Source organism: Pyxidicoccus xibeiensis, assembly GCF_024198175.1.
Lineage (GTDB): Bacteria > Myxococcota > Myxococcia > Myxococcales > Myxococcaceae > Myxococcus > Myxococcus xibeiensis.
Map to the genome: position 1 here is coordinate 1 of NZ_JAJVKV010000013.1, position 26,172 is coordinate 26,172.

The 26,172-nt window shown below is 70.1% G+C and carries 20 protein-coding genes; 9 read left to right on the top strand and 11 right to left on the bottom strand.

Annotation, left to right across the window (positions count from 1 at the left end; all coding sequences use genetic code 11):
* Positions 1 to 99: 99 nt before the first annotated feature.
* The 3 genes from xdhB to LXT23_RS38155 are packed head-to-tail and all read right to left on the bottom strand — an operon-like array spanning position 100 to position 5,921.
* Positions 100 to 3,909 (bottom strand): xanthine dehydrogenase molybdopterin binding subunit, encoded by a 3,810-nt coding sequence (gene xdhB, locus LXT23_RS38145; protein WP_253985361.1) that lies wholly within the window; start codon positions 3,907 to 3,909, stop codon positions 100 to 102.
* A gap of 5 nt (positions 3,910 to 3,914) precedes the next feature.
* Positions 3,915 to 4,748: a xanthine dehydrogenase accessory protein XdhC gene (gene xdhC / locus LXT23_RS38150; protein ID WP_256561578.1), complete on the bottom strand. Its 834-nt coding sequence runs from the start codon at positions 4,746 to 4,748 to the stop codon at positions 3,915 to 3,917.
* Positions 4,749 to 4,808: 60 nt separating this feature from the next.
* Positions 4,809 to 5,921: a spore photoproduct lyase family protein gene (locus LXT23_RS38155; RefSeq protein WP_323379128.1), complete on the bottom strand. Its 1,113-nt coding sequence runs from the start codon at positions 5,919 to 5,921 to the stop codon at positions 4,809 to 4,811.
* A 131-nt stretch (positions 5,922 to 6,052) separates the two neighbouring features.
* Here LXT23_RS38155 and LXT23_RS38160 point away from each other — a divergent pair, with 131 nt between their 5' ends.
* Positions 6,053 to 7,099: a hypothetical protein gene (locus LXT23_RS38160; protein WP_253985363.1), complete on the top strand. Its 1,047-nt coding sequence runs from the start codon at positions 6,053 to 6,055 to the stop codon at positions 7,097 to 7,099.
* Between the two features lie 50 nt (positions 7,100 to 7,149).
* Here the strand turns inward: LXT23_RS38160 and LXT23_RS38165 are convergent, their stop codons facing one another.
* From LXT23_RS38165 to LXT23_RS38180, 4 genes are all read right to left on the bottom strand, one after another.
* Entirely contained in the window at positions 7,150 to 8,478 is a 1,329-nt protein-coding gene (locus LXT23_RS38165) for a DUF418 domain-containing protein (protein WP_253985364.1), read from the bottom strand.
* A 141-nt stretch (positions 8,479 to 8,619) separates the two neighbouring features.
* Positions 8,620 to 9,252 carry an endonuclease III gene (nth, locus tag LXT23_RS38170; RefSeq protein WP_253985365.1) on the bottom strand — a complete coding sequence of 211 codons (633 nt, stop codon included), beginning with the start codon at positions 9,250 to 9,252 and terminating at the stop codon, positions 8,620 to 8,622.
* A 173-nt stretch (positions 9,253 to 9,425) separates the two neighbouring features.
* Positions 9,426 to 11,765 carry an ethanolamine ammonia-lyase subunit EutB gene (eutB, locus tag LXT23_RS38175; protein WP_253985366.1) on the bottom strand — a complete coding sequence of 780 codons (2,340 nt, stop codon included), beginning with the start codon at positions 11,763 to 11,765 and terminating at the stop codon, positions 9,426 to 9,428.
* Between the two features lie 232 nt (positions 11,766 to 11,997).
* Positions 11,998 to 12,516 (bottom strand): hypothetical protein, encoded by a 519-nt coding sequence (locus LXT23_RS38180; protein ID WP_253985367.1) that lies wholly within the window; start codon positions 12,514 to 12,516, stop codon positions 11,998 to 12,000.
* A 149-nt stretch (positions 12,517 to 12,665) separates the two neighbouring features.
* On the opposite strand from LXT23_RS38180, the gene LXT23_RS38185 reads away from it, so the two are divergent.
* From LXT23_RS38185 to LXT23_RS38195, 3 genes are read left to right on the top strand one after another with little or no spacing between them, the layout of a single operon-like run.
* A complete protein-coding gene (locus tag LXT23_RS38185) occupies positions 12,666 to 13,559 on the top strand; it encodes a 1,4-dihydroxy-2-naphthoyl-CoA synthase (RefSeq protein ID WP_253985368.1) in 894 nt (297 codons plus the stop codon).
* Positions 13,560 to 13,618: 59 nt separating this feature from the next.
* A complete protein-coding gene (locus LXT23_RS38190) occupies positions 13,619 to 13,924 on the top strand; it encodes a hypothetical protein (RefSeq protein WP_253985369.1) in 306 nt (101 codons plus the stop codon).
* A gap of 3 nt (positions 13,925 to 13,927) precedes the next feature.
* The gene (locus LXT23_RS38195; RefSeq protein ID WP_253985370.1) at positions 13,928 to 14,302 is read left to right on the top strand and encodes a DUSAM domain-containing protein; all 375 of its coding nucleotides are present in this window, start codon (positions 13,928 to 13,930) and stop codon (positions 14,300 to 14,302) included.
* 108 nt (positions 14,303 to 14,410) lie between these two features.
* On the opposite strand, the gene trhA is transcribed toward LXT23_RS38195, so the two are convergent.
* Both trhA and LXT23_RS38205 read right to left on the bottom strand, forming a co-directional pair.
* Positions 14,411 to 15,061, bottom strand: a complete 651-nt coding sequence (gene trhA / locus LXT23_RS38200; protein ID WP_323379129.1) for a PAQR family membrane homeostasis protein TrhA — start codon at positions 15,059 to 15,061, stop codon at positions 14,411 to 14,413.
* Positions 15,062 to 15,229: 168 nt separating this feature from the next.
* A complete protein-coding gene (locus LXT23_RS38205) occupies positions 15,230 to 15,649 on the bottom strand; it encodes a VOC family protein (protein WP_253985372.1) in 420 nt (139 codons plus the stop codon).
* Positions 15,650 to 15,714: 65 nt separating this feature from the next.
* On the opposite strand from LXT23_RS38205, the gene LXT23_RS38210 reads away from it, so the two are divergent.
* The 4 genes from LXT23_RS38210 to LXT23_RS38225 all read left to right on the top strand — a co-directional run bounded on the left by LXT23_RS38210 (position 15,715) and on the right by LXT23_RS38225 (position 22,763).
* Positions 15,715 to 16,662, top strand: coding sequence for a hypothetical protein (locus tag LXT23_RS38210; protein ID WP_253985373.1), 948 nt, complete (start codon positions 15,715 to 15,717; stop codon positions 16,660 to 16,662).
* Between the two features lie 157 nt (positions 16,663 to 16,819).
* Positions 16,820 to 20,170, top strand: a complete 3,351-nt coding sequence (locus tag LXT23_RS38215) for a C45 family autoproteolytic acyltransferase/hydolase (RefSeq protein ID WP_253985374.1) — start codon at positions 16,820 to 16,822, stop codon at positions 20,168 to 20,170.
* A 158-nt stretch (positions 20,171 to 20,328) separates the two neighbouring features.
* The gene (locus tag LXT23_RS38220; RefSeq protein WP_253985375.1) at positions 20,329 to 22,452 is read left to right on the top strand and encodes a M13 family metallopeptidase; all 2,124 of its coding nucleotides are present in this window, start codon (positions 20,329 to 20,331) and stop codon (positions 22,450 to 22,452) included.
* 86 nt (positions 22,453 to 22,538) lie between these two features.
* Positions 22,539 to 22,763, top strand: a complete 225-nt coding sequence (locus LXT23_RS38225) for a hypothetical protein (RefSeq protein WP_253985376.1) — start codon at positions 22,539 to 22,541, stop codon at positions 22,761 to 22,763.
* Between the two features lie 3 nt (positions 22,764 to 22,766).
* Here the strand turns inward: LXT23_RS38225 and LXT23_RS38230 are convergent, their stop codons facing one another.
* Positions 22,767 to 24,401, bottom strand: a complete 1,635-nt coding sequence (locus LXT23_RS38230) for a fumarate hydratase (protein ID WP_253985377.1) — start codon at positions 24,399 to 24,401, stop codon at positions 22,767 to 22,769.
* A 132-nt stretch (positions 24,402 to 24,533) separates the two neighbouring features.
* Positions 24,534 to 24,701, bottom strand: coding sequence for a rubredoxin (gene rd / locus LXT23_RS38235; RefSeq protein WP_253985378.1), 168 nt, complete (start codon positions 24,699 to 24,701; stop codon positions 24,534 to 24,536).
* A 115-nt stretch (positions 24,702 to 24,816) separates the two neighbouring features.
* On the opposite strand from rd, the gene LXT23_RS38240 reads away from it, so the two are divergent.
* Positions 24,817 to 26,154, top strand: coding sequence for an OmpA family protein (locus LXT23_RS38240; RefSeq protein ID WP_253985379.1), 1,338 nt, complete (start codon positions 24,817 to 24,819; stop codon positions 26,152 to 26,154).
* Positions 26,155 to 26,172: the final 18 nt, after the last annotated feature.

The window sequence follows — 26,172 nt, forward strand, 5'->3', positions numbered from 1 at the left end:
CGGGGGGCGGGCCCCTGTTCGGAAATGTCGGGACATTTCGCCGCTCAAAACCCCCGACATTTCCGAACAGCAACGTCCGGCCCCGGCTCCGGCGGCCCCTCACGCCGCCTCGCGCCCGTCCTCCTTCGCGCCCCGGGTCAGCCGCTTCTGGATGGCCAGGAACAGGGCCTCGTGGGTGGCGGGAGAGGCCAGCTCCACCTCGCCGCCGGAGTGCCCGAAGGCGCCCACCGCGTCGCGCAGCGCCTCGCGCGCGGACAGGGCGAGCATCAGCGGCGGCTCACCCACCGCCTTGCTGCCGTGGATGGTGTTGTGCTGCCGCGCGCCCTCCATCAGCCGCACGCGGAAGTCGATGGGCGCGTCGCTGAAGGCCGGAATCGCGTACGTGCTGGCCGAGTGCGTCAGCAGCCGGCCATTGGCGTCCCAGCGCAGGTCCTCGCCGGTGAGCCAGCCCAGGCCCTGCACGAAGCCTCCCTCAATCTGCCCCCGGTCCACGCCCGGGTTGAGCGAGTCGCCCACGTCCTCCAGCAGGTCCACGCGCAGCACGCGCTTCATGCCGGTGTAGCCGTCCACCTCGACCTCGGTCACCGCCGCGCCGTAGGCGAAGTAGAGGAAGGGCCGGCCGCGGCCGCGCGCCTTGTCGTAGCCGATGCCCGGCGTCTGGTAGTAGCCCGTCACGGACAGGCCCACGCGCGCCAGGTACGCCGCCTCCACCACGGCCGCGAAGGGCACGGACACCTCGTGCTCGCCCCGGGGGCCCACGCGCCCGTCCTGGAACACCAGCGCCTCCGGCGCCACGTTGCGCCCGTGCCGCTCGGACAGCAGCCGCGAGGCGACGGGGGCCAGCCGCTCGCGCAGCGTCACGCAGGCATTGCGCACGGCGGCCCCGTTCAGGTCCGAGCCGCTGGAGGCCGCGGTGGCGGACGTGTTGGGCACCTTGTCCGTCGCCGTCTTCGCCATCCGGACGGCGTCCGCCGTCACGCCCAGCTCGCGCATGGCCACGCCCAGGACCTTGGTGTGCAGGCCCTGGCCCATCTCGGTGCCGCCGTGGGACACCATCACCGAGCCGTCCCGGTACAGGTGCACCAGCGCGCCGGCCTGGTTGAGGAACGTCGCGGTGAAGGAGATGCCGAACTTCATCGGCGTGAGCGCCAGCCCCCGCTTGATGCGCGGAGAGCGGGCATTGAAGGCGTCCACCTCCTGGCGCCGCCGGGCGAAGTCCGAGGACTCCTTCAGCTCACGCCACAGGCGCGGCATCCGCTCGTCCTCCAGCTCCTGCCCGTAGTGCGTGGTGTTCGTCTCGCCCGAGCCCGAGTAGAGGTTGCGCTCCCGCACCTCCTCGGGAGGCAGGCCCAGGGCGCGGGCCACGCGGCCCAGCACCTCCTCCGACACCAGCATGCCCTGCGGGCCGCCGAAGCCCCGGAACGCCGTGTTGGAGACGAGGTGCGTCTTCGCCACGCGGCCCGTGAAGGCCACCGTGGGGACGTAGTACGCGTTGTCCAGGTGGAAGAGGGCGCGGTCGAGGATGGACTCGGACAAGTCGAGCGACCAGCCGCCGTTGGACACCAGCTGCGTGCGCAGCGCGAGCAGCCGGCCCTGGGCGTCGAAGCCGACCTCGAAGGAGGCGTGGAAGGGGTGGCGCTTGCCAGTGAGCGTCATGTCCACGTCGCGGTCGAGCATCCACCGCACCGGCCGGCCCGTGTGCCACGCCGCCAGCGCGACGAGGGCGGCGGGGGCGTTGCCCTGCGTCTCCTTGCCACCGAAGCCGCCGCCCATGCGCGGGGCCTTCACCACCACGCGGCTGCGCGGCAGGTCCAGCACGTGGGACACCACGGCCTGCACCTCCGACGGGTGCTGGGTGGAGGACGTCACGGTGATGTCGCCGTCGTCGCCGCGCTCGGCGAAGGCGGCGTGGGTCTCCAGGTAGAAGTGCTCCTGGCCGCCGATGGCCAGCGTGCCGGACAGCCGGTGCGGGCTGCTCGCGAGCGCGGCGTCCACGTCGCCCCGGCGGATGACGTGCGGCTCGGTGTGGTAGCTGCCCTGCGCCATGGCGTCCTCGACGGTGAGGATGGCGGCCAGCGGCTCGTACTCCACCACCACCGCGCGGGCGGCGGCGCGGCAGGCGTCGATGGACTCGCCCACCACCAGTGCCACCACCTGCCCGTGGAAGAGCACCTCGCGGTCGGCCAGCAGCGGCTCGTCATGGCGGATGGGGCCGGTGTCGTTGGTGCCGGGGATGTCCTCGGCCATCAGCACCGCCACCACGCCGGGCAGCTTCCGCGCCGCGATGGGGTCTCGCTTCAGGATTCGCGCATGCGCATGGGGCGCGCACACCGGCCACACCTCCAGCATCGGCTGGCGCTGCGCCAGGTCGTCCACGTACTGCGCGCTGCCCGTCACGTGGCCCAGCGCGCTCTCGTGCCGCAGCTCGCGTCCGGCGTCCGCCAGCGCGCCGGGCTCGCCCATGGCGAAGCCGGGGAAGGCGTCCAGCGAGGGGCTGCGCTCACCGGAGAAGAACTTCTCGAACATGCTGACGATGAGCCCGCGCCGGTACTCCGCGCCGCCGCGCAAGTCGCTGATGGGCGACAGCTCGCCCGCGAGCACGGGGAGCACGCGCTCCACCGTCTCGCGCGTCCAGGGCTGACCGGTGAGCTGCTCCTCGGTGCGGCGCGCGCGAATCGGGGTGGCCGCCACGCCGCCGTAGGCCAGCCGCGCCCGCCGCACCGCACCGTCCGCGTCCAGCTCCACGCGGAAGCCCGCCGCGACGATGCTGATGTCCAGCTCGCGCCGCTTGGACACCTTGAAGGAGTCGGACAGCCGCCGCCCGTCCGCGGGAATGGACGGGTGTGGGATGACGATGTGCCGCACGACCTCGTCCGGCCGCAGCGCCGTCTTCCGGTAGGCGAGGAAGAAGTCGGCCAGGGGCATCCCGCGCTCACCCTGCGCCGAGGCGAGGACGAGCGACGCGTCCAGCGCGAGCAGCACGGGCGCCATGTCGCCGATGGGCGAGGCCGTCACGAGATTTCCGGCCAGCGTGGCGCGCTGGCGAATCTGCCGGGAGGCGAAGACGTTGAGCATCTTCGTCACCTCGGGCAGCTCGGCGCCCAGGGCGTCTTCCAGCTCCACGAGCGAGGCCGCGCCGCCCACGTACCACCCGTCCGCCTCGCGGCGGATGGCGCGCAGCGACTCCACGCCCTCGGTGGAGATGAGGAACGGGTAGCGGCGGGCCTTCTTGGTGATGTCCACGCCCAGCTCGGTGGCGCCGGCCACCAGCAGGGCCTCCGGGTGCGCGGCCTTCAGCGACAGCAGCTCCTCCATCGACGTGGGCCGGAGGAACGTCTGTCCCTGCGCCTCGTAGCGCAGCGTGGGCAGCGGCGAGGCGGGGCCGCCCAGGGCGACGCCGGGCACCGGCTCCTTCTGCGCGCCACCGTCGCGCGCGGCGAGCGCCTCCATCATCGCGTCGCGGATGGGGCGGTAGCCGGTGCAGCGGCAGAGGTTGCCGCACAGCTGGTCCGCCACGGCCTCGGGGGTACAGACCTGCTTGCGCGAGTACGCCTCCACCATGGAGACGACGAAGCCCGGCGTGCAGAAGCCGCACTGCGAGCCGTAGTGCTTCACCATGGCCTGCTGCACGGGGTGGGGCTTGTCGCGGCTGCCCACGCCCTCCACCGTCACCAGCTCCCGGCCGGCGACCATGGGCAGCAGGGTGATGCAGCTGTTGAAGGCGCGCAGCACGCGCTGCCCCTGGGCATCCCGGTCCACCATGGCCACGGTGCAGGCGCCGCAGTCTCCCTCGGCGCAGCCCTGCTTCGTCCCCGTCGACCCGCGGGCGCGGAGGAAGTCCAGCAGGGTGGTGTTGGGGGACACGCCGTCGACGCGGACGGGGGTGCCGTTGAGGAGGAACTCGAACATGACGCTCATTCTCCAGCCGAGACCCCGCGCACGCGGGGCTGCTCCGAGACTTCCGTCCCGGAGCGTGTGTCTACGCTCAGTCCGTGGTGGACCTGGAGGAGGCCGGCCGCGATGCTGACGGCGACCTCCTGCGGCGACTTGCCGCCAATCTCGACGCCCATGGGGCAGTGCACCCGGTCGATGTTGCGCGTGGGCACGCCCCGGGCCTCCAGCCGCTGGCGGAAGCGGGCCCACTTCGTCCGGCTGCCGATGAGGCCCAGGTAGCGCGCCGGCCGCTCCACGGCGTACGCGATGATGTCCTGGTCCAAATCATGCCGGTGCGTCATCACCGCCACATAGGTGCGGCGCGCATCCCACGAGGCGCGGGCGGCGAAGGCCTCCCACGGCTCGTCATGGCGCACCACCGACGCGGGAATCCGCTCGCCCTGGAGCCACTCGGGCCGCTCGTCCACCAGGTGGACCTGGAAGGGGGTGCCCTCCAGCGTGCGGCACAGCGCCTGGCCCACGTGGCCGGCGCCGAAGAGATAGAGCCTGGGCCCGTGGTTGACGGGCTCCATGAAGACATCCACCACGCCTCCGCAGCACTGGCCCAGCTTCGCGCCCAGCGGGTACCGGTAGGAGCGCGCCTCGCCCTTGTCCAGGCACGCGCGCGCATCCGCCAGCACCAGCTGCTCCAGGTGGCCGCCGCCCACGGTGCCATGGAACGTCCCATCCGCGCGCACGAGCAGCTTCGCGCCGGGCTCGGCGGGGGTACTGCCCTGACAGGCCGTCACCGTGGCGACGGCGAACGGCACATCGTCACGTGACCACTCCGCCAGCTGGCGGACCCAATCCCACATCGTCCTTCCGAGTCTGCCACAGCCCGGCCCCTCGCCGTGACGGGGGTTGTGGGTCGGCGCTCAGAAGGCGTATCTCACCTGGCAGCAGGGCAGCCGGCGGGCCAGCAGGTCCTTGAACTCGGCGACGAGGCGGCCCTTGAGTCCGGTGCGGTAGCGCACGTTGGCGCCTCCGCCCTGGGAGACCTTGGCCTCCTGCGTCGAAGGCGTCCACAACAGCTCCTCGGCCTTCGGGTGCCAGCGCAGGTTGACCTCGTGCAGGCCGGGGTGGTGGGTGAGGAAGATGACCTCGGCGGCCAGCTGGGCCCGGGCCGCGGGGGAGAGGGCGGCGTCCACCTGCTGGAACAGCTCGTCGTACTCCGCCTGCCAGCCCTCGTAGAGGACGACGGGCGAGAAGTTGAGGTGGACCTCGTAGCCGGCGGCCACGAAGTCGTTGATGGCGGCGATGCGCTCGGCGATGGGGCTGGTGCGCACGTCCAAGAGCTTCGCCTTGGCGTGGGGCATCAGGCTGAAGCGGATGCGCGTCTTGCCCCGGGGCGCGTAGTCCAGCAGCTCGCGGTTGACGAGCTTGGTGGCGAAGGTGCCCATGGCGTTGGGCAGCGTGGTGAACAGGCGGACCAGGTCCTTCACGTTGTCGCTCAGGGCCGCGTCCGCCGCGCAGTCGCTGTTGCAGCCGATGTCATAGGCCCAGTAGCGCGGGTCCACGCTGTTGGCCTCCGTCTTGGGGCCCAGCTTCTGCGAGTGCCGGCGGATGGCCGCCATGATGCGGTCGATGTTGACGAAGACGGTGACGGGGTTGGCGTAGCCCTTGTGGCGGGGGACGTAGCAGTACGCGCAGCTCATCACGCAGCCATTGGCGGCGGACGGGGGGATGAAGTCGCAGCTGCGCCCGTTGGGGATGAAGGACATCGTCTTCTTCACGCCCAGCACCAGGGTGCTGCCCTTGATGCGGTTCCACGCCTCGGCGTTGCCCTCGTTGCCGAACAGCCCGGGGATGTTCTGGTGGGAGGGCACCTCCACCCGCTCGGCGTCCGGGAAGCGCGCCAGGATGTCCCGCCCGCGCGGGTGTGCCTCCACGGACGGCTCCAGGTAGATGCGGGAGACCTTCAGCAGCCGCTCCAGCGCCCCCGCGCCCAGGGGCGGCGGGGGCGGGGCGAACAGGTCGAGGTTCGTCACCTGGGGACACGTAACCCGGCGCGCCGGGCTCCGCACCGGCCGCCTGCCTGCGTCCCTGGAAGGGGGGCGGGGGCATTGTCGGCTGACGGACACTCGCGCTATGCACGAGGGACTCACGAGGGGGAGTCTTCATGCGCAGACAGAGCTTCCGTGCGGTTCCGGCCTGGGCCGCCGCGCTGGTGTGTGCCGTTTCACTGGGGGGCTGCAAGAAGGAGCCGCCCGCCGCGCCGCCGGTGGCGGAGGGCGCCGCCGTGGACGCGGGGCAGGCCACCGCCGCCGCTCCGGCCGCGAAGGAGCCCGTCAAGGCGGTGGCGGAGACACGCACGCCGTTCACCTTCAAGGACGTGAAGATCGCCAAGGTGGGCGGGGAGGTGAGGCTCACGTACACGCTGGTGAACCAGGGCGGGCGGCGGGCGCGTGGAACGAGCTGCCTCGCGCTGCTCGACAAGGAGGGCTACTTCCTCTCGCACCTCACCCTGGGTCCCGTCAGCCTGAGGGGCGGCGAGTCGGACGTCTTCGAGGACAAGACCTCCATGTACCAGGACGTCTGGGCGCAGGCGGGCGCGGTGCAGCTGTACGTCTCGGCGAGCTGCCACAGTTCCACCTCGGACAAGGTCGTCAGCCAGGTGAGCCACCTGGACCCGACGGGAGCGCCCGTTCCCCCCGGGACGCCCGCGCCCAGGGAGCTGGGCTCCGTCGAGGACGGAACCATCGCCTTCGAGCTCAAGGACGCGAGCCTGAGCCGGGGGAACCCCTCGGAGCAGGTCTCCCTCACCTTCACGGTGAAGAACACCAGCACGCAGCGGCTCAAGGCGGACCTGTGCGTGCGGCTCTACGACAGCGCGGCCAGCGCGGGGCACCTGGACCAGGCCACCAGCGACTACTTCAACCTGGCGCCGGGGGCCTCCTCCACGCTCACGTCCTCGCTGCTGCTGGACGACGAGCAGCACTGGGGTTCCATCACCGTGGCGAAGGTGTACGCGTCCAACTACGGCTGCTCCGGCAGCGCCCGCGCGGCGCTGAGCAACGTGGTGGAGGTCGAAAAGCCCTCCTACATCGAGAGCCCGCCGCCGGAGGGCCAAGAGCACATATACGACGAGCCCACCGTGCTCGAAGAGAACGCGGACCTCGTGGACGAGTCGGGCGAGCTCCGGGACGAGGTGCCCGCCGCGGAATGAAGGCCGGGTGATGGCCGGGCGCGGAAGGTGCCGCCCGGCCGCGCCGCCCGCTACGCCGGCACCGTGGAACGGTGGCCCGCGGAGTCGTCGCGGCGCATCGGCTGGGCCTTCCCGTACGTCAGCGAGCGCCACACCCACTCCGCGGGGCCGAAGCGGAACCGCGACAGCCACAGGTGGCTCCACACCACCTGGACGGCGAAGACGGCCAGGCAGAGGGCGACACAGGCCGCGGGGCCCACCTTCGTCACGTAGCCCAGGCCGTAGCCGTAGAAGAACAGCACGCTGATGACCGTCTGGGACAGGTAGTGGGTCAGCGCCATGCGCCCCACCGGCGCAAGCACGCCCAGCACCCGCTGCCACGTGGCGCGCTGGAAGAGCAGGGTGATGCCGGAGACGTAGACGGCCGCGAAGCCCAGCTCGCCCAGGTGCCGCAGCGGGGCCGTGGCGTAGGGCACCCAGGTGGGCATCGTCTCCGGGGTGAGAATCTTCCGGAGCATCAGCTGCTGGAACACCAGGCCCACGCCGCCGCCGAGCACTCCGGCCACGAGGCCCCACCCGAGCAGCCGCCGGAAGAGGCGCAGGTGCTGGGGCGCGTCGTGGAAGATGCGGCGCCGCCCCGCCAGCAGGCCCAGGAGGAACCGGGCGAAGGTGGCCAGCATGGTGGCGAGAATCATCGGCAGGAACTCGCGCACGTAGAAGGTGCCGCTCCCCTTCGCCACGTCCAGCCAGCTCCCCGAGGTGAAGGCCGCCAGCGCCTGCGCCTTGATGGCCGCGGTCTTCGCGTTGGCCTCCTTGGTGATGGCGGCGACCGCCTCGGGCGTGTCGGCGAGCAGCTGCGGCAGCTTCAGGAGGGCCGTGCCGGCCACCGGCCACACGAAGGCGAACAGCAGCGCGCAGACGAGCAGCGTCCGGTCCGAGCGCCCCCGGAACAGCAGCAGGCCGAAGCCCAGCACCGCGTACGTGCTGAGGATGTCGCCGTACCAGAGCAGGAACAGGTGGGCGAGCCCCATCACCAGCATCACCCCCAGCCGCCGCGTGTAGAGCGGAACGATGGAGGCCCCCCGCGTCTCCGCACGTCCCAGCTGCACCGCGAAGCCCAGGCCGAAGAGGAAGGAGAAGATGGTGATGAACTTCCCCGACACCAGGAACATGTACGCCTGCAGCGTGACGGTGTCGACGAGCGGCGCATTCGCTATCGCCGCCAGCATCTGCTCCCTCGGGAGGAACGACCTGCCGCTGAACCACATGACGACGTTGGAGATGAACACGCCGCACAGGGCGAACCCGCGCAGCGTGTCGAGGAGCGCCAGTCGCTCTCCGGAATCCACGGGACGGGCCTCGGTGCTGGGGACCGGGGCCTCGGATGGGGCAGGGTTCATGTCAGGGAAAGAGGCGGGCAACTTGAGCCCGGCCGCCTGTATTCCCCGCGAGCGCTCAGGTCCTGCGCGAAGTCGCGCGCGTCCCAGGGCCGGACGGCATTCCCACCGCGCGTCCCAGCCCCGGACGGTGGGCGGATGTGGCTACACCCCGATGCGCGGGCAGATGTCCCGGACGATGCACTCCTCGCACTTCGGCTTCTTCGCCGTGCAGGTGTAGCGGCCATGGAGCACCGTGGCCGGGCCGAAGAAGGTCCACTGCTCCTGGGGCACCAGCTTCATCAGGTCTTCTTCAATGACGTCGGGCTTGTCGTGCTTCGTCAGCCCCATGCGCTGGCTGACGCGGGCGACGTGGGTGTCGACGATGATGCCCGAGGGCAGGTTGAAGGCGGTGTTGAGGACGACATTCGCCGTCTTGCGGGCCACGCCGGGCAGCGTCACCAGCGCGTCGACGGTGCGGGGGACCTCTCCCTGGAAGTCCTCCAGCAGCGCGCGGCTCATGGCCTGCACGGACTTCGTCTTCTGCTTGTAGAAGCCGGTGGGCTTGAGGTCCTCCTCCAGCTCGGCGGTGTCCGCGTCGGCGAGCGCGCGGGGGCCCGGGTACTTCGTGAAGAGGGTGGCGGTGACGCGGTTGACGCGCTCGTCCGTGCACTGCGCCGCGAGGATGGTGGCGACGAGCAGCTCGAACGGGGTGGACCAGTTGAGCTCGTAGCGTGCGTCCGGGTGGGCTTCACGGAGGCGCTCGAGGAGGATGGGCGTTTTCTCAGCGGGTTTCATGGTGACCTGCCAGACAACCTACCTGGGATGTCTGACACAAGTCATCGCCGGGGAGCGTCGACCCGCCCACCCCCGGTCGCGGCACAGGCTCCTGTTCAAGACGCTGGCGAAGCAGGCCGTGCCCGTCGGCCCCGGGTGTGGCGGGCCGACAGGCACTGAGCGGCCCGTGCCCGCTACGCCGTGAGCTGCTGGAGCAGTCTCACCGTCTCCGGCGCCGCCAGGGCCGGGGCGTACGCGGTGAGCGCGACGCCGGACACCACCCGGGTGATGTTGTGGTCCACCGTGCCCGGCTGGGACCAGACCCCGGCGGTAGGCGCGGTGATGTACGCGGAGAAGGTGTGGTGCCCGGTGCCGGGGCGCTCGCCGATGATGTGGACGAGGGCGCGGTGCTTCTTGGGGTCTCCCAGCCCGCCGAAGAGCGCCTCGCCCACGCGGTAGCCGGCGCGCACGCGGCCGGACGTGAGCAGCAGGTGCTCGGGGGCCGGGTTGTAGCCGGCCTTGACGAGCTCCGCGCGCAGCCTGTCCAGGTACGGCCGCAGCTGTCCGTCGTCCATGATGGCCAGCGCATTGAGCCCGTCGGACACGAGGAGCTGCACGTCGTACCGGCCTCCATGGCGCGTGCGCAGGGAGCGCAGCGCGTCCAGCGACGCGGAGTCGAGCTGCTCGCCCGTCTCCGGATGGAGGATGTATTCCTTCCGGTCCTTCGACTTCGTCACCAGCCGCACCCCGTCCGGCACGGCGGCGATGAAGGCCTGGGACAGCTCCGTCCACAGGCTCGTCTTGGCGTCCGCGTAGACGCGGCGCAGCTCCGCGTCCAGCGACGGCTCCAGATCCCAGGGGTTCGCACCATGGCTCCGGGCAATGGGCACGCCCCGGGCGCGAATCTCCGCGAGCTGCTGGGAAGCCTCGGCGCGGATGTCCGCCTCGGCGCGCGTGTCGCCCTTGGCGCGCAGGTACTGGAGGTACACCCAGACGGGGTCGCCGAAGTGCTCGGTGGGTCGGCCCTGCGCGTCGATGACGCCCAGTCGCTGGAAGAAGGCCCACATCTGGTCTTCCACCTTGTAGCCGAACTTCTCCCGCAGCCGGACGTGGTCCTGGAAGCCGGTGGTGAGGTAGCCCAGCATCGGGTCGTTCTTGGTGGGCAGCCCCATGAGGTACGCGGGGTTGGCGGGCATGATGCGGTCCAGACACCAGTCCAGGTCATCCAGCGACACGTCCATGTGGAGCGTGGAGCAGACGTCCAGGCCGATGGTGAGCCCGTGCAGCTTGCCCATGACGATGTCCTCCAGGCAGCAGCGCACCAGCTGCTCCCGGGTGCGGAACACCTCCGGGCCGATGAAGCCCGCCACGTCGTTGAGGTGGACCCACGGCGCCGCCGTGCGCCCCGCGCGCTCCTGTGCCCGGGCCACGCTCTGCGTCATCGCCCGCGCGAAGCCGTACTTGCGCGACTCGTGGAGGACCATGTCGTAGCCATGGCCGTGGCCGTTGGTGAAGTCCGCGCCCTGGCCCGTCTCGAAGTAGAGGCCGTACTTGCCGGTGCGCCCGGCCGCGTACCCGAGCATCTGCTCCACGGAGATGCCGAACGTGGCGTTGGCGGTGTCGTTGCCGGCGATGCTCTGGAACCAGATGCCGGTGGTGCCCGGATGCTGCTGCTCCACCTCCGCCTGCACGTCGATGTGGGCCAGCACGCAGTGGGGCAGCACGTCCTGCAGGCCGAACGTCACCAGCAACTCGAGCAGGGCGGCCTCGATGGCGGCCACCGACGCGGGTGACGAGGACACCGGGTTGCAGCCGAGCACCACGTCGCCCACGGCGTAGGCCCACCCGTCGAACACCTGCCAGCGGATGTCGTCCACGTTGTCGGTGGGGGAGTTGGGCTGGATGCGTGCGCCCAGGTAGCCCCGCGCGCCAAGCTTCGAGCCCGGCAGCGGGTTGAACACCTTGCGCCCCACGGCGATGAGCTCCTCGTCGCTCATCAGCTTCACGACGCAGGCGATGACGTCGCTGCCCAGGCCCGGGGTGATGGCGTGGATGGCGGCCTCGTCGCTCTCCAGGAGGAACTGCTTGAGCCGGCCCAGCGTCCAGTCCGCGACGCCGGCCGCCGCCACGCGGTCCTCCGTCTCCAGGAGCAGCGCGTGCAACTGGTCCTGGCGCACCGGGTGGCTCTCGAGGTCCGCCAGGCGCGTGCTCTCCAGCAGCCTGCGCGCGTTGTCGCGCGAGGCCTCGTCCGCGGCGGCCACGCCCACCAGGGCGTCTCCCTCCTTGAAGGCGTTGGCGGCGCCGAGCACCTGTTTGTAGAGCGTCTCGTCGAAGGCGCCCTTGAGGCGCTGGACATAGCCGAAGACGTCCTCGCCGGGTTTGACGTCTGGAATGTAGACGCCCTCGGGTATCGGGCCGGGAGGCGGGCGGGGTGCGGATGAGCTGCCGCAGCCCAGGAGGGAGGCCGCCGCGCCGCCGAACATCGCGGCCAGCACGGTGCGCCGGTGCAAAAGGAGCCGGGGTCCCACGTCCATGTCCTGTCCTCGCTTGCGACGCGCTCCGGGAGGCTCCGGCCTCCCTTCCCCCGCGCGTCATCCGGCCATGCTTGGCTGCTCCGGCGAGCGCCGCCAAACCGGCTTAGCGAGTCAGTGGATGGCACCCGACGCACACAGGCCCCGTGGCCGGAGCGCACCCGCGCGTGCCGGACAGTCGGGCTCGTACCGCGTGTCGGGTTTCGTGCGGACGCCGTGTGCCCGGGGCCCGCGCCTACTGCACGTGGAGCGTGGTGGCGACGTTCTCCAGCCGGCCGTCCTCGTGCGTGCGCACGTCGAACGTCACGCGCACCGACTTGCCGGGCGACAGCTCCTTGCGGAGGTAGGTGCCGATGGCCTGGTCCCGGGGAATGCGCCTGTCGCCGAGCCGTGTCGCATGCGTCACCCGCAGCGGGATGGCGGCGCCCTGGTCGCCCTCCACATAGAGGATGCCCGGGGACGACCCGAGCACCCGCCCGGCGAGCTGCTTCGTCTCACCGCGCTGGCCCTCGGTGTCCGACTCCGTCGCGGGCTGCTGCTGCCCGGAGCCTCCAGTGCCCTCGGTGGGTGCTTCCTGGGGGCCGCGGGGCAGAGGTGAGGGGATTTCCCGGAGCTCCTGGCCGGGGATGCTCGGCTCCTCCGGAGGCGCGCCCGGTGGCTCCTCACCCGAGACGGGGGGCGGAGTCTGCTCCTGTGCCAGTGCCGGGGCGCCCAGCATGAGCCCGGCAATCAACCCCACGGTCGTCCGCTTCATCCGCCGCCACCTCCGGCGAGGCGACAGACCCCGCCACCCCGGAGCATGGGCATTTTCCAGCGGACCGACAGCGCGCGCTCCCCTGGACGGAAGGTTCCCCGGGGCCTAGGGTCCGCGCCCGTCCAACCCTTTCCTCCGAGTGACACCCCATGGTCTCGGCCATCTTCAATCCGGCCCGCTGGAAGTCCGTCGAGGGCTTCAAGTTCAAGGACATCACCTTCCACCGCGCGGTGGACCAGGGCACCGTCCGCATCGCCTTCAACCGGCCCGAGGTGCGCAACGCCTTCCGCCCCCGCACCGTGGACGAGCTGTCCCGCGCGCTGGAGGCCACGCGCTTCATGACGGACGTGGGCTGCGTGCTCATCACCGGCAACGGGCCGTCGCCCAAGGACGGCGGCTGGGCGTTCTGCTCCGGTGGCGACCAGCGCATCCGCGGCAAGGACGGCTACAAGTACGAGGGCGAGGAGGGTGAGTCGGACCCCGCGCGCCTGGGCCGCCTGCACATCCTGGAGGTGCAGCGGCAGATCCGCTTCCTGCCCAAGGCCGTCGTCGCCGTGGTGCCGGGCTGGGCGGTGGGCGGCGGGCACAGCCTGCACGTGGTGTGTGACATGACCATCGCCAGCAAGGAGCACGCGGTCTTCAAGCAGACGGACGCGGACGTGGCCAGCTTCGACGGTGGTTACGGTTCGGCGCTGCTGGCGCGGCAGGTGGGGCAGAAGCGGGCGCGGGAAATCTTCTTCGTCGGTGCGAACTACTCGGCGGAGGAGGCCTTCCAGATGGGCATGGTCAACGCCGTGGTGCCGCACGCGCAGTTGGAGGACTTCGCGCTGGACTGGGCGGCGGAGATCAACACCAAGAGCCCCACGGCCATCAAGATGCTGAAGTACGCCTTCAACCTGCCGGATGACGGGATGGTGGGGCAGCAGCTCTTCGCGGGCGAGGCCACGCGCCTGGCCTACGGGACTGATGAGGCGCAGGAGGGCCGCGACGCCTTCGTGCAGAAGCGCAAGCGCGACTTCAAGCGCTTCCCCTGGTCGTACTGATTCAGCGCACGGATGGCCCGGCCTGCTCGCGCGAAGCGGGCACGGTCGTGGGCGTCAGCATGGACAGCGTGACGTGCTGTATCGAAGCTCACCCCGGCATCCCTGAGGCGTGTGGTCTCACGGCTTCTGAAGCCGCCACCATCATGGCGGCCAGCGTCGCCGCAACCGGCACGCACGATGGCGCCGAGGAATGGGACGATTCGCACAACGCGGACCTGCCCGAGTGGAAGCGGGAGTGCATCCAGTTCTACGGTGACTGCAAGGAAGCCATGTTCACTGGGCCCTGTTACGAGTGCCTGCGCCGATGCGAAGGGCAGCAGGCATGGCCGCTTGACATGTGCCGCCCGCGCAAGAAGAGGAAATAGCGCATGAGCGAGGAGATTGACTGGGATCCTATCCGCTCATTGGCGCAAAGAGTGCTCCGCCACGGGGCGCCGCTCGAACTCACCGACGACGTGCGTGCGCTGCTGTTGCGCACGGCGCGGGAAGTCGCTATCAGCGACGTGGAGGCGGCTTTGGAAACCTACGCCGGAGCGCTGGAGTTGCTGAGCGAGTGCTCACGCCGCATCCATGATGGTTCGTGGCGGCTCATGCGCGCACTCCATCAGATGTACCGCCACCAAAAAGCTGGCGACTTCGACAGCGCCCGCCAGGAGATGCGCGACGTGCTTACCGTCGAGGTCGTTCCCTACTACCGGGAGATTGCGCAAGAACAGCTCGCGGACATGGCCGACGAGCCATGACGGGACTGCGGACGCCGCCACAGTAGCGGCGTCCCTGGTGCTACCTCGGCGTCGGCACCACCCATTGGGCACCAGCACCAGGGCCTTGGCTTTCGCATCCGGAACGAATCACCTGCCCCACACGACGTCGACGAGGACGGCGTAGTGCACGGCGGCGGCGGCGATGACCAGGAGGTGGAAGACCTCGTGGTAGCCGAACAGCGTGGGCTTGGGGTCCGGCCAGCGGCGCGCGTAGACCACCGCGCCCACGGCATAGAGCACTCCTCCGAAGATGAGCCACCGGGTCCGCCCGGTGCCGATGACGTCCGGCAGGCGCATCACCACCGGAGTCGCCACCAGGCCCAGCGCGACGTAGACGGCGGAGCGGATTCCCCGGGACACGGAGATGCCCAGGAGCGTCAGCGTGGCGCCGGTGAGTGCGCAGCCCCACATCACATAGAGTGACGGCACGTTCCAGGTTCCCGCCAGGTCCAGCGCGGCCATGGGGGTGAAGCTGCCTGCGATGAGGAGGTAGATGGCCGCATGGTCGCACCGCTGAAGCCGCCGGTAGGCGGCGGGGCTCCAGGTGGGACAGTGGTAGGTGCCGCTGACGCCGAACATCAGCACCAGGCTGAGGCCGAACACGAGGTTGGCCAGATGCTGGGCTCCCTGGGCGGGGGACAGCATCAGCTGGATGCACCCGGCGAGCGCCACCACGAAGGCAATCAGGTGCGACACCCCGCGCAGCCGGGGCTTCACGCTCTCGTCGTCTGCCAGCAAGGAGTCGATTCCTGTAGAGGCCGCCATGCCCACGTCGTATGCACGGCAGGTCATCGCCGCGTCAGCGCACCGCGCGTCCCGTCCAGGTTCTGACGCCTCGGACGGGAAGCGTCGACCTCTGCACGGGAGCACACGCCAGCAGCGGACATGCTCCCGTGAAGCCGTGCGTCAGGAGGTCGGCGTCACCACCACGTCAACGGCCGAGCGACGCGACGGGCCATGGTGCACCACCTCGATATTGTTCCCGTCAGGGTCGAATACGAAGGCGGCGTAGTAGCCGGGGTGGTAGCTGCGCTCACCCGGCCCGCCGTTGTCCTTGCCTCCCGCCTTCACGGCGGCGGCGTGGAAGCGCTGCACCGTCTCGCGGTCCTTGGCCTGGAAGGCCAGGTGGACACCGCGCTCGGCCCGCGGGGTGCCTGGGTCCACGGGGCTGACGAAGAGCTCGTCGGCGGAAAAGTAGTGGGGGTTCTCGCTGAAGAAGGGGACGCCGAGCACCTCGAGGACGGCGCGGTAGAAGCGCTTGCTGGCCTCCAGGTCATGGACGCGCAGGTGGACGTGGTCGAACAGGCGGCCCAGGTGGAATTCCATGTCGTGGCTCCTCGGTGATATGGCGCACCGCCCAGACGCGGCGCCGCCGGGGGCGCGAGGCTGCCATGAAACCCCACCTGCTGACCTTCTTCTGCGAGCTTCCGTTCGTCCCACTGCGTGAGCTTTTCGCCACTCCGGGCGTCATCGACGACCTGGTGGCGTTGGGGGCCGGAGTGAGCCTGGGGCTGCTCGACCTGGGGCCCGAGCGCGCGGACGTAGTCCGGCAACTGAACAGCAAGGGTATCCCGGTGACGGCATGGCTGCTGCTGCCGGAGTCGGAGGGCTACTGGTTCAATGCGCGGAACCTGGCGCAGGCGACGGCTCGCTACGACGCCTTCCGGGCATGGACGGCGGAGCACGGGCTGGAGTGGCACAGCGTGGGCCTGGACATCGAGCCGGACATCCACGAGCTGCGGCAGGTGCTGGAGCTCGGGTGGCGGGGGCTTCCGGGACTGCTCCCGAGGTTGAAGCGGGGAGGGCGCATCACCGAAGCCCGGGACGGGTACCGCGCGCTGGTGGAGCGCATCCGTGCCGACGGGTACCGGGTGGACACGTACCAGTTCCCGTTCATCGTGGACGAGCGTCAGTCCCGCTCGACGTTGATACAGCGGGTGTCGGGCGTGCTGGACCTGCCGGCGGACCGCGAGGTGCTGATGCTCTACACCAGCTTCGTGCGTCCCCACGGGCCCGCGCTGCTGTGGAGCTACGGCCCCGGCGCGCCCTCCATCGCCGTGGGCATCACCGGAGGCGGGGTGGAGCTGCCGGGCGCGCACGCGGTGCCACCCCTGGACTGGGCGGAGCTGTCACGGGACTTGCGGCTGGCGGTGCGGTGGACGCACGACCTCCATGTCTTCAGCCTGGAGGGCTGCGTGCGGCAGGGCTTCCTGTCACGGCTGCGCACCTTCGACTGGGACGCTCCGGTGGACCCACCATCGGTGAAGGCGCGACGGGTGGATGCGGTGCGGCGGGTGCTGCGCGGGGTGCTCCGGACGAGCGCCCTCATGCTCCGCTGATGCCCCTCCAAGCATCCGGCCGTGCAAGCAAAGTCGCTCTGCGTCATCCCATTCCTGGGACTCGGTGACGGTTGACGCTTGGAGGGCAGGGAAGTGTCATGCGCCCCGGCTGTTGCCCAGGCCACTGCCCGGCTCCCTGCCCGGGATGGGAACCCCCATGACCGACTTCCGCATGACGTCGAAGCTCCTCGGCGTGCTCCTGCTCTCCGCGAGCGCGCTCCATGTCGTGCCTGCCCAGGCGGCGGCACCCGCGTCCACTCCTGCTCCAGCGCCCGCTCGTGCGGCGGCGCCCGCGTCCACCCCCGTCCCCGTTCCCAACGGGAGCTTCGAAATCGCGGGCGGCACCTCCGGCCTGCCCGCCTTCTGGACCACGAAGGGGACCGGCAAGGCCAACGCGTCCTCCGAAAGCAAGGTAGACGGCGCCAAGAGCCTCCACATCGAGAACCCGAAGGACGGCGCGGAGACCACCGTCGAGTCCGAGGCGATGAAGCTCCAGGTGGGCCAGCTCTACCGGCTCAGCGCCTTCGTGCGCACCCGCGACGTCCAGGCGGACCCGCAGGCCCGCTACCCCACGGCCCACGGCGCCTGCCTGTCGATGAAGAGCTTCCCCTTCACCAACTGCACGCCCGCGCCGGCCGCAGAAGCAGGCGCCCGCGCGTCGGTGCTCTTCTTCGCCACCCAGTCCTCGGACCGCGTGCAGCTCCACCTGGGCCGCAACGGCAAGGCGACGGGCTCGGCCTGGTTCGACGACGTGCGCGTGGAGAAGGTGGACGACATCACCGCCTACCTCCCCATGGAGTCCGTGCGCTGGGCCGGCAAGGGCTTCCGCTATGACGACGGCGGGTGGATCTACGTCCACATCGAGGGCGAGCCGTACGAGCGCGGCCACCAGTTCGGCCAGCTCGTGCCCCAGGAAATCGTCCGCTACATGGAGAAGCTCGGCATCCAGAAGGACAAGTCGGACGCCGCGAAGGGGTGGGGCCACCACCGGCTGCTCGCCGACTCGCTCTTCCTGCGCAAGTACGACGCCGAGTACCTGGAGGAGATGAAGGGCATCGCCGACGGCGCCAACAAGGCCGGCGCGAAGTTCAAGGACCGCGAGCTGGACCTCCTGGACATCGTCACCCTCAACTCCGCCGTGGACGCCGGCCAGCTCGAGGAGGCCAACCGCGCCACCGCGACGTCCCTGTCCGGCCGCACCTTCCTCAAGGCCGAGGACGAGGCCGAGCGCGCCGGCAAGGGTGACCACTGCTCGTCCTTCGTCGCCACCAAGTCCGCCACCAAGGATGGCCGCGCCATCATCGGGCAGATCTTCATGTGGAACGGCTACACCGGCGTCCACTGGGACGTGATTCTGGACGTGCAGCCCACCAAGGGTCACCGCTTCGTGATGCAGACCTTCCCGGGCGGCATCCACAGCGGCGCGGACTGGTACGTCAACTCCGCCGGCATCGTCATCGGCGAGACGACGGTGGGCCAGACGCCGTTCGACATCAACGGCTCGCCCCAGAGCAACCGCATCCGCAAGGCGGCGCAGTACGCGTCCAGCATCGACGACGTGGCCCGCATCATGAAGGACGGCAACAACGGCCTGTACACCAACGACTGGACGCTGGCGGACACCAAGACGGACGAGGGCGCCTGCCTCCTGCTCGGCACCAAGAAGACCAAGCTGTGGCGCACCGGCAGCAAGGGCAATGCCTCGGACACCCCGGGCAACCTCAAGGACTTCATCTGGGCCAACAACAACAACCGTGACATGGAGGTCCGCAAGGAGTCCGTGTCCAACCCGGACAACGCCCCGGCGGACCTGGCCTTCAACACGTGGAACCGGGACATCGCCTTCTGGGAGTACTACGCGAAGCTGGGCAAGAAGGGCTTCGACCTGGACTCGTCCATCCGGATGCTGGCGTCCACGCCCATCAACCGGCCCCACGCGTGCGACGGCAAGGTCACCACGTCCGAGATGGCCGAGAAGCTGATGTTCCTGGCCCACTACGGCAAGACGACGCTGCGCGAGAAGATGATTGGCAGCCGCTTCATGCCGGACCTGCCCGGCGCCACGCCGCACCTGTCCCTGGGCTACACCACCTTCAGCCCCATCTTCGTCGCCGACAAGCTGAAGGAGGCGAAGAAGGCCTGGAAGGCCCCCGAGGAGCCCGCCGCCCCGAAGCGGGACCTGGCGAAGGTGAAGGACGCCGTCGCCTTCGACAAGGGCCTGCTGTGGGCCAACACCGTGTTCCCCGCCTCGGACGGTGACAACTGGCTGGCCAGCGGCACCTCCGCGTACTGGAAGCTGCTGAAGGACCTGCCCGCCGCCGAGGACAAGGCCTTCGAGCAGCAGCGCGACGCGCTGGCGGAGCTCAACGCGCGCTACCTCTTCGTCACCTCGCGCGAGACGGACGTGGTGCCGGTGAACGCGAAGACGGAGTACGGCCGGTATGGCACCTACCTGGTGCCGCGCATCAAGGGCACCTTCGCGCTGCACCAGCTCCGCCTGCTGCTGGGCAACAAGGACTTCTCCAAGGCGATGAACGCCGTGCACGCGCGCTACACGAACAAGGACATCACCACGGCGGACTTCAAGCGCACCGTGCTGGAGGCCACCAACAAGGACGTGGGCGCCTTCGTCTCGCAGTGGCTGGAGCGCACGGGCCTGCCCCAGCCGCGCATCCGCGCCAGCGCCGCGCAGGTGAAGGACGGCTATGAGACGACGCTCAAGGTCGAGCAGGCCGGCCCCCGGCCCTGGCACTTCGTCACCCTGGTGGAGGTGCGCACCGCGAAGGGCTCCACGCTGGAGCGCGTGGAGGTGAAGGGCGCGGCCACCGAGACGTTCACCTTCCGCACGGCCGAGGCGCCGGTGCGCGTGGTGTTCAACCCGGCCAACGACATCCCCGTGCCCCGCGAGCGCTTCCAGACGCTGTCCAACCAGACGGACGCCTTCGAGCGCCTGCTGCTGGTGCACGGCACCGCGAAGCAGACGGAGTCCATGCGGACGCTGACGCTGGGCTACCGCGACGTGCTCGCGGACGCCTTCACCGAGGTGCTGCCCCGCGTGGCGCCGGACTCCGAGGTGACGGACAAGGAACTGGCGGACCGGGACCTGGTCCTCTTCGGTGGCGCCGAGGACAACGCCCTGCTGGCGCGGCTGGTGGAGGAGAAGAAGCTCCCGGTGGAGCTGGGCCGGCGCTACTTCCGCTGGCAGGGGAAGACCTACGGCCGCCCGGATGACGGCCTGGCCATGGCGCTGCCCAACCCGTGGAACCCGAAGCGGGCCCTGTACCTGTACGTGGCCAACAGCGGCCTCCAGCTCTGGCAGATGACGCGCGGCTTCCAGCGCAACCTCCAGGGGTGGGCCCGGTTCCAGGGCGGGGACGTGAGCGCCAAGGGCTTCCATGACCTGGAGTCCCTGGCGCAGGACGTCACGGTGACGCCAGCCGTCACGCCGGCCCCGACTCCGGCGCCCGCGCCGGCTCCGGTGCCCGCGCCAGTGATGGGCGCGAAGTAGCCTCACCCTCCGAGGGGCCCCTCCTCGCTCCGGGTGAGGATGGGGCCCGACGGGAGGAATAGGGACGGAGCCCGGTTGTTTTTCCTGCCTGCCCGGTGGGACGACGACCATCCGGGTCTGGCAGCATCCGCCGTCCCTTTTCCTCCTCTCGGAGCCTCATGAGCCCCAAGAAGCCCTCTGCCCGTAGTGCCTGGGCCACCCGCGCCCTCGGCACGCTGCTCCTCACCGGCTGCGCGTCCTCTCCGCAGCCGGCGCCTTCCGCCGAAGCCCCCCCGCCGCCCGCCGCGCAGGCCTCGGAGTCCGCGTCGGCGGTGTCCACCGCGACGGTGCGCTCGCTGGGCGTGGAGCTGAAGCACCTGGACCGCTCCGTCCGGCCGCAGGACGACTTCTACAAGTTCGTCAACGGCAACTGGCTGAAGTCCACGCCCATCCCCGCGGACCGCGCGCGCTACGGCACCTTCATCGAGCTGGCGGACAAGGCCGAGCTGGCCATGCGCACCATCATCGAGGAATCCGCCGCCGCGAAGGACCGGCAGGCGGGCACCAACGCGCAGAAGGTGGGCGACCTCTACAACAGCTTCATGGACACCCAGCGGATTGAAGCGCTGGGCCTGGAGCCGGTGCGCGCGGAGCTGCAGCGCGTGAAGGCGCTGAAGAGCGCGGCGGCGCTGCCCGAGCTGTTCGCGGAGCTGCAGCGCGACGGCATCCAGGTGCCCTTCGGCATCTTCGTGGGCCAGGACCAGAAGCAGGCCACGCGCTACATCGTCTATGCCAACCAGGGCGGCCTGGGGCTGCCGGACCGGGACTACTACTCGAAGCAGGAGCCCCGCTTCGTGGAGATGCGCGCCGCGTACGTGGCGTACATCGAGAAGCTCTTCACGCTGGCCGGGGAGAAGGACGGCAAGAAGGCGGCGCAGGCCATCCTCGCGCTGGAGACGGCCCTGGCGGAGAAGCAGTGGGACCGCGCGCGCAACCGCGACCGCGAGGCCACCTACAACCTCAAGAACGTGGCGGAGCTGGACGCGCTCACCCCGGGCTTCTCCTGGGCGCGCTTCCTCAAGGCCGCCGGCGCCGAGGCCACCCCGGGCGTCATCATCCGCCAGCCCGACTACTTCACGGCCATGGCGGGCCTGCTGAAGAAGACGCCGCTGCCCGTGGTGAAGCAGTACCTCACCTTCAAGGTGCTGGACGAGCGCGCCCCGCTGCTCAACGGCGCCTTCGAGACGGCGAACTTCGAGTTCCGCGGCAAGACGCTGCAGGGCATGCAGGAGAACCGCCCGCGCTGGAAGCGCGGCGTGGGCGCGGTGAACGACACGCTGGGCGAGGCCGTGGGCCAGCTCTACGTGGAGCGCCACTTCAGCCCCGAGTCCAAGAAGCGCATGGTGGAGCTGGTGGACAACCTGCGCGAGGCCTTCCGCCAGGGCATCGAGGGGCTGGACTGGATGAGCCCCGCCACCAAGGCGCAGGCCCAGGCCAAGCTGGCGAAGTTCGGCGTGAAGATTGGCTACCCGGAGAAGTGGCGTGACTACTCGTCCCTCGAGGTCAAGGCGGACGACCTGGTGGGCAACATCCGCCGCGGGGACGCGTTCGAGTTCAACCGCGCGGTGGCCAAGCTGGGCAAGCCCATCGACCGGACGGAGTGGGGCATGTCGCCGCAGACGGTGAACGCCTACTACAGCTCCACGATGAACGAGATTGTCTTCCCCGCCGCCATCCTCCAGCCCCCGTTCTTCAACCCGGAGGCGGACGACGCGACGAACTACGGCGCCATCGGCGGCGTCATCGGCCACGAGTTCAGCCACGGCTTCGACGACCAGGGCAGCCGCTCGGACGGCGACGGCAACCTGCGCGACTGGTGGACCGCCGAGGACAAGGCCGGCTTCCAGAAGCGCACCAACATGCTGGTGCAGCAGTACGGCGGCTTCAGCCCGCTGGAGGCGATGAACGTCAACGGCCAGCTCACCCTGGGGGAGAACATCGGCGACCTCAGCGGTCTCACCGTGGCGTACAAGGCCTACAAGCTCTCCCTGGAGAAGCAGGCCGCGCCCCTCATCGACGGCTTCACCGGCGACCAGCGCTTCTTCATGGGCTGGGCGCAGATCTGGCGCGGCCTCTACCGGGACGACGCCATGCGTCAGATGCTGCTGACGGACTCGCACTCGCCGCCGCAGTACCGCGTCAACGGCGTGGTGCGGAACATGCCGGAGTTCTACGAGGCGTTCGGCGTGAAGCAGGGCGACGGCGCCTGGCTGCCGCCCGAGCAGCGCGTGAAGGTCTGGTAGTCGTCCGGACGTGAGGCGAGGGGGCCGGCTGGACACGTCGGCCCGGCTGCTTACGCTGGGGAGCACTCCTGATAGAGGTCCCCCGCGTGAGCTCCCTCGTCCTCCGGCTGGTCTGTGGCCTTCTCTTCGCCGCGTTGGTGCTGGGGGCCGTCGTGCGGCCCCCGGACAACCTCACCCAGGGGCTGGGGATGCTGCTGCCCGCGTCGATGCTGCTGGCGGTGGCCCTCAAGGGGCCGCGCCGCTCCGTCATCCCGAAGAAGCGCGCCCCGCCCGTCGTCACGACGAGCGGGGAGCTGCCGCCGGGCGTCTGACGCTCAGGCCTTCTTCGCCGACGGCTTGTTGATGTTGGCGAAGAAGTCGTTGCCCTTGTCGTCCACCACGATGAAGGCGGGGAAGTCGACCACGTCGATCTTCCACACGGCCTCCATGCCGAGTTCCTGGTACTCGAGCACCTCCACCTTCTTGATGCAGTCCTGCGCCAGGCGCGCGGCCGGGCCGCCGATGGAGCCCAGGTAGAAGCCGCCGTGCTTCTTGCACGCCTCGGTGACGGCGGGCGAGCGGTTGCCCTTGGCGAGCATCACGAAGCTGCCGCCCTCGGCCTGGAACTGGTCCACGTACGCGTCCATGCGGCCCGCCGTCGTCGGGCCGAACGAGCCGGAGGCGTAGCCCTCGGGCGTCTTCGCCGGGCCGGCGTAGTAGACCATGTAGTCCTTCATGTACTGCGGCATGCCCTGGCCGGCGTCGAGGCGCTCCTTGAGCTTGGCGTGGGCGATGTCTCGCGCCACCACCATGGGGCCGGTGAGCGACAGGCGCGTCTTGATGGGGTAGCGCGACAGCTCGGCGCGAATCTCGGACATGGGGCGGTTGAGGTCTATCTTCACCACCTCGCTGTTCAGGTCTGCCTCGGTCGTCTCCGGCAGGTACTTCGCCGGGTCCGCCTCCAGCTGCTCCAGGAAGACGCCCTCGCGCGTAATCTTGCCCAGCACCTGCCGGTCCGCGGAGCACGACACGGCGATGGCCACCGGGCAGGACGCGCCGTGGCGGGGCAGGCGGATGACGCGCACGTCATGGCAGAAGTACTTGCCGCCGAACTGCGCGCCGATGCCCATGCGCTGCGTGAGCTTCAGCACCTCCTGCTCCAGCTCCACGTCGCGGAAGCCGCGGCCCTGGGCGTTGCCCTCGCGGGGCAGGGTGTCCAGGTAGCGGGCGGAGGCGTACTTGGCCGTCTTCAGCGCGAACTCGGCGGAGGTGCCGCCCACGACGATGGCCAGGTGGTACGGCGGGCACGCGGCGGTGCCGAGCGAGCGAATCTTGGCGTCGAGGAAGGCCAGCAGGCTCTGCGGGTTGAGCAGCGCCTTGGTCTCCTGGAAGAGGTAGCTCTTGTTCGCGGAGCCGCCGCCCTTGGCCATGAAGAGGAACTTGTAGGCGTCTCCGTCGGTGGCGTAGAGCTCGATTTGCGCGGGGAGGTTGTTGTTGGTGTTGACCTCCTTGTACATGTCGAGCGCGGCCATCTGCGAGTAGCGCAGGTTGGACGTGCGGTACGTGTCGAAGACGCCCCGGGAGATGGCCTCCTCGTCGTTGCCACGGGTGAGGACGTACTGGCCCTTCTTGCCCATGACGATGGCGGTGCCCGTGTCCTGGCAGGAGGGCAGCACGCCGCCGGCGGCGATGTTGGCGTTCTTCAGCAGCTCCAGCGCCACGAAGCGGTCATTCGCCGACGCCTCCGGGTCCTTGAGGATGTGGGCGAGCTGGCCCAGGTGGCCGGGGCGCAGCAGGTGCGCGATGTCGCGCATGGCCTGGCGGGTGAGCAGCGTGAGCGCCTCGGGCTCGACCTGGAGGAAGGTGCGGCCGGCGGCCTCGAAGGTGGAGACGTGGTCCTTGGTGAGCAGGCGGAAGGGCGTCTCGTCCTTGCCCAGTGGCAGCATTTCCTGGAACTGGAAGTCGTTCATCGCATGGCCTCTTCGAGGGTCCTGGGGGCGTAGGCGTAGCGCCGTTGCCCCCCGGATGGGTAGCCGGAAGGCACGTGTCCCACAGGGGGGCCGAAACCTCTCCCCATGGGAGCTACAAGTGGGGGTGGGGGCTCAGTCTTCGATGGGCTCGAAGTCGGCCTTGGTGGCACCGCAGTCGGGGCACATCCAGTCGGCGGGGATGTCCTCGAAGGCAGTCCCGGGAGGGATGCCCGAAGCAGGGTCGCCTTCCGCCGGGTCATAGACGTGGGTGCAGAGGGTGCAGCGGTAACGCTTGGACATGTCGCGAGGATAACGCCCCCGGGGAGCGGGGAGGAGTCCGGAGGGTCGGCTGGTCGTCAGCCCTGCCGGCGGACAACTCGCGGTGTGGCCGGGTTGTGAGATGCTGTAGACCCCCGTGGCTTCTCCCTCACTCCAGTTACCTCTCCTCGTCCTCATGGGACTGCTCGCCGCCTCCGCGCGCGCGGCCGAGCCTTCGTCCGTGGAGCAGCGGGCGCGCGAGGACCTGGACCGGCAGCTCCAGGAGCTGGTGAAGACGCCTCCGCCGGAGGTGGTCGTCTCCTTCGAGGGGCTCCCCGGCGCGGGGACTGCACGCGGCTACAAGCTTGTAGAGGCGGAGTTCCTCCTCAACGGGCAGCCGCTCATCATCCCGGGGCCGGACAAGCTCAATGGCCCCGGCCTGCACCGGCTGGCGGTTCTCAAGGTGGAGGAGGGCTCCTTCACGCTGGTGTCGCACGTCACGTACGCCAGCGACGCGTGGAACCTCTTCAGCGAAGAGAGCGGCTTCCTGTGGAAGCTGACCGCGTCCGTCACGTTCCAGGTGCAGAAGGGCTTGAGGGTGCGGGTGAAGGTGATGCCCGGCATCAACCCCACCGCGCCGGACCCGCGGCTGAAGCTGAAGCTGTCCCATGACGTGTCGGTGGAGATGACCGCGCAGCTGGCGGACGTGGCCATTCCGGATGCGCAGGACGCGGGGACGCCCGCGGCGACGGTGGCCCAGACGCCGCCCGTGAAGCCGGGCACGTCGCCGGTGCAGCCGGTGTCGGGGACGCAGCCCGTCACGGCGACGGCGCAGCGGCCGGAGGAGGGCCCCACGGCGCCCGCGCGGCTCTTGCTGAAGGTGCTGGCCGGGAAGAAGCCCGTCGCGGCGACGGTGTACCTGCGCAATCCGAAGGGCGCGCCGAAGCAGGTGCTGCTGGACCGCAAGGCGCGCAAGGGCACGCCGGTGATGCTGCCGCCGGGCGAGTACACGGTGGACGTGCTGTCGAAGGGCTACCTGGCGCAGACGCGCAAGGTGCGGCTGTCGCGCGAGCAGGAGCCCACGGTGGCCTTCACGCTCGCGAAGGCTCCGGCGAAGAAGACGCAGCAGGTCAGCGTGAAGAACGAGCGCGTGGAGCTGCCCAGGGCGCCGCGCTTCGGTGAGAAGCAGGCCACGCCGAAGAAGGGCTCCACGGCCGGGCTGGCGCTGCTGGTGGACATGCTGGTGCGCGACGAGTCGCTGCGCGTGCGGCTGGAGGGGCACACCGACAACCGCGAGGGCTCCGCGCAGGGCCGGCAGGCGCTGTCCGAGTCCCGCGCGAAGGCGGTGGCGGAGCTGCTGGTGAAGTCCGGGCTGGACGCGTCCCGCATCGAGACCTCGGGCGCGGGGGACAAGCGGCCCAAGGCACCCAACCTGATTCCCGCCGGCCGTGAGGTGAACCGCCGCGTGGAGTTCGTGCTGCTGCGCTCGAAGTAGCGCGCGCTCCAGCGAGTC

Coding starts and splice junctions, on each gene's coding strand:
- xdhB (WP_253985361.1), bottom strand. CDS start 3,909: ATGTTCGAGTTCCTCCTCAACGGCACCCCCGTCCGCGTCGACGGCGTG.
- xdhC (WP_256561578.1), bottom strand. CDS start 4,748: ATGTGGGATTGGGTCCGCCAGCTGGCGGAGTGGTCACGTGACGATGTG.
- LXT23_RS38160 (WP_253985363.1), top strand. CDS start 6,053: ATGCGCAGACAGAGCTTCCGTGCGGTTCCGGCCTGGGCCGCCGCGCTG.
- LXT23_RS38165 (WP_253985364.1), bottom strand. CDS start 8,478: ATGAACCCTGCCCCATCCGAGGCCCCGGTCCCCAGCACCGAGGCCCGT.
- nth (WP_253985365.1), bottom strand. CDS start 9,252: ATGAAACCCGCTGAGAAAACGCCCATCCTCCTCGAGCGCCTCCGTGAA.
- eutB (WP_253985366.1), bottom strand. CDS start 11,765: ATGGACGTGGGACCCCGGCTCCTTTTGCACCGGCGCACCGTGCTGGCC.
- LXT23_RS38180 (WP_253985367.1), bottom strand. CDS start 12,516: ATGAAGCGGACGACCGTGGGGTTGATTGCCGGGCTCATGCTGGGCGCC.
- LXT23_RS38185 (WP_253985368.1), top strand. CDS start 12,666: ATGGTCTCGGCCATCTTCAATCCGGCCCGCTGGAAGTCCGTCGAGGGC.
- LXT23_RS38190 (WP_253985369.1), top strand. CDS start 13,619: ATGGACAGCGTGACGTGCTGTATCGAAGCTCACCCCGGCATCCCTGAG.
- LXT23_RS38195 (WP_253985370.1), top strand. CDS start 13,928: ATGAGCGAGGAGATTGACTGGGATCCTATCCGCTCATTGGCGCAAAGA.
- LXT23_RS38205 (WP_253985372.1), bottom strand. CDS start 15,649: ATGGAATTCCACCTGGGCCGCCTGTTCGACCACGTCCACCTGCGCGTC.
- LXT23_RS38210 (WP_253985373.1), top strand. CDS start 15,715: ATGAAACCCCACCTGCTGACCTTCTTCTGCGAGCTTCCGTTCGTCCCA.
- LXT23_RS38215 (WP_253985374.1), top strand. CDS start 16,820: ATGACCGACTTCCGCATGACGTCGAAGCTCCTCGGCGTGCTCCTGCTC.
- LXT23_RS38220 (WP_253985375.1), top strand. CDS start 20,329: ATGAGCCCCAAGAAGCCCTCTGCCCGTAGTGCCTGGGCCACCCGCGCC.
- LXT23_RS38230 (WP_253985377.1), bottom strand. CDS start 24,401: ATGAACGACTTCCAGTTCCAGGAAATGCTGCCACTGGGCAAGGACGAG.
- rd (WP_253985378.1), bottom strand. CDS start 24,701: ATGTCCAAGCGTTACCGCTGCACCCTCTGCACCCACGTCTATGACCCG.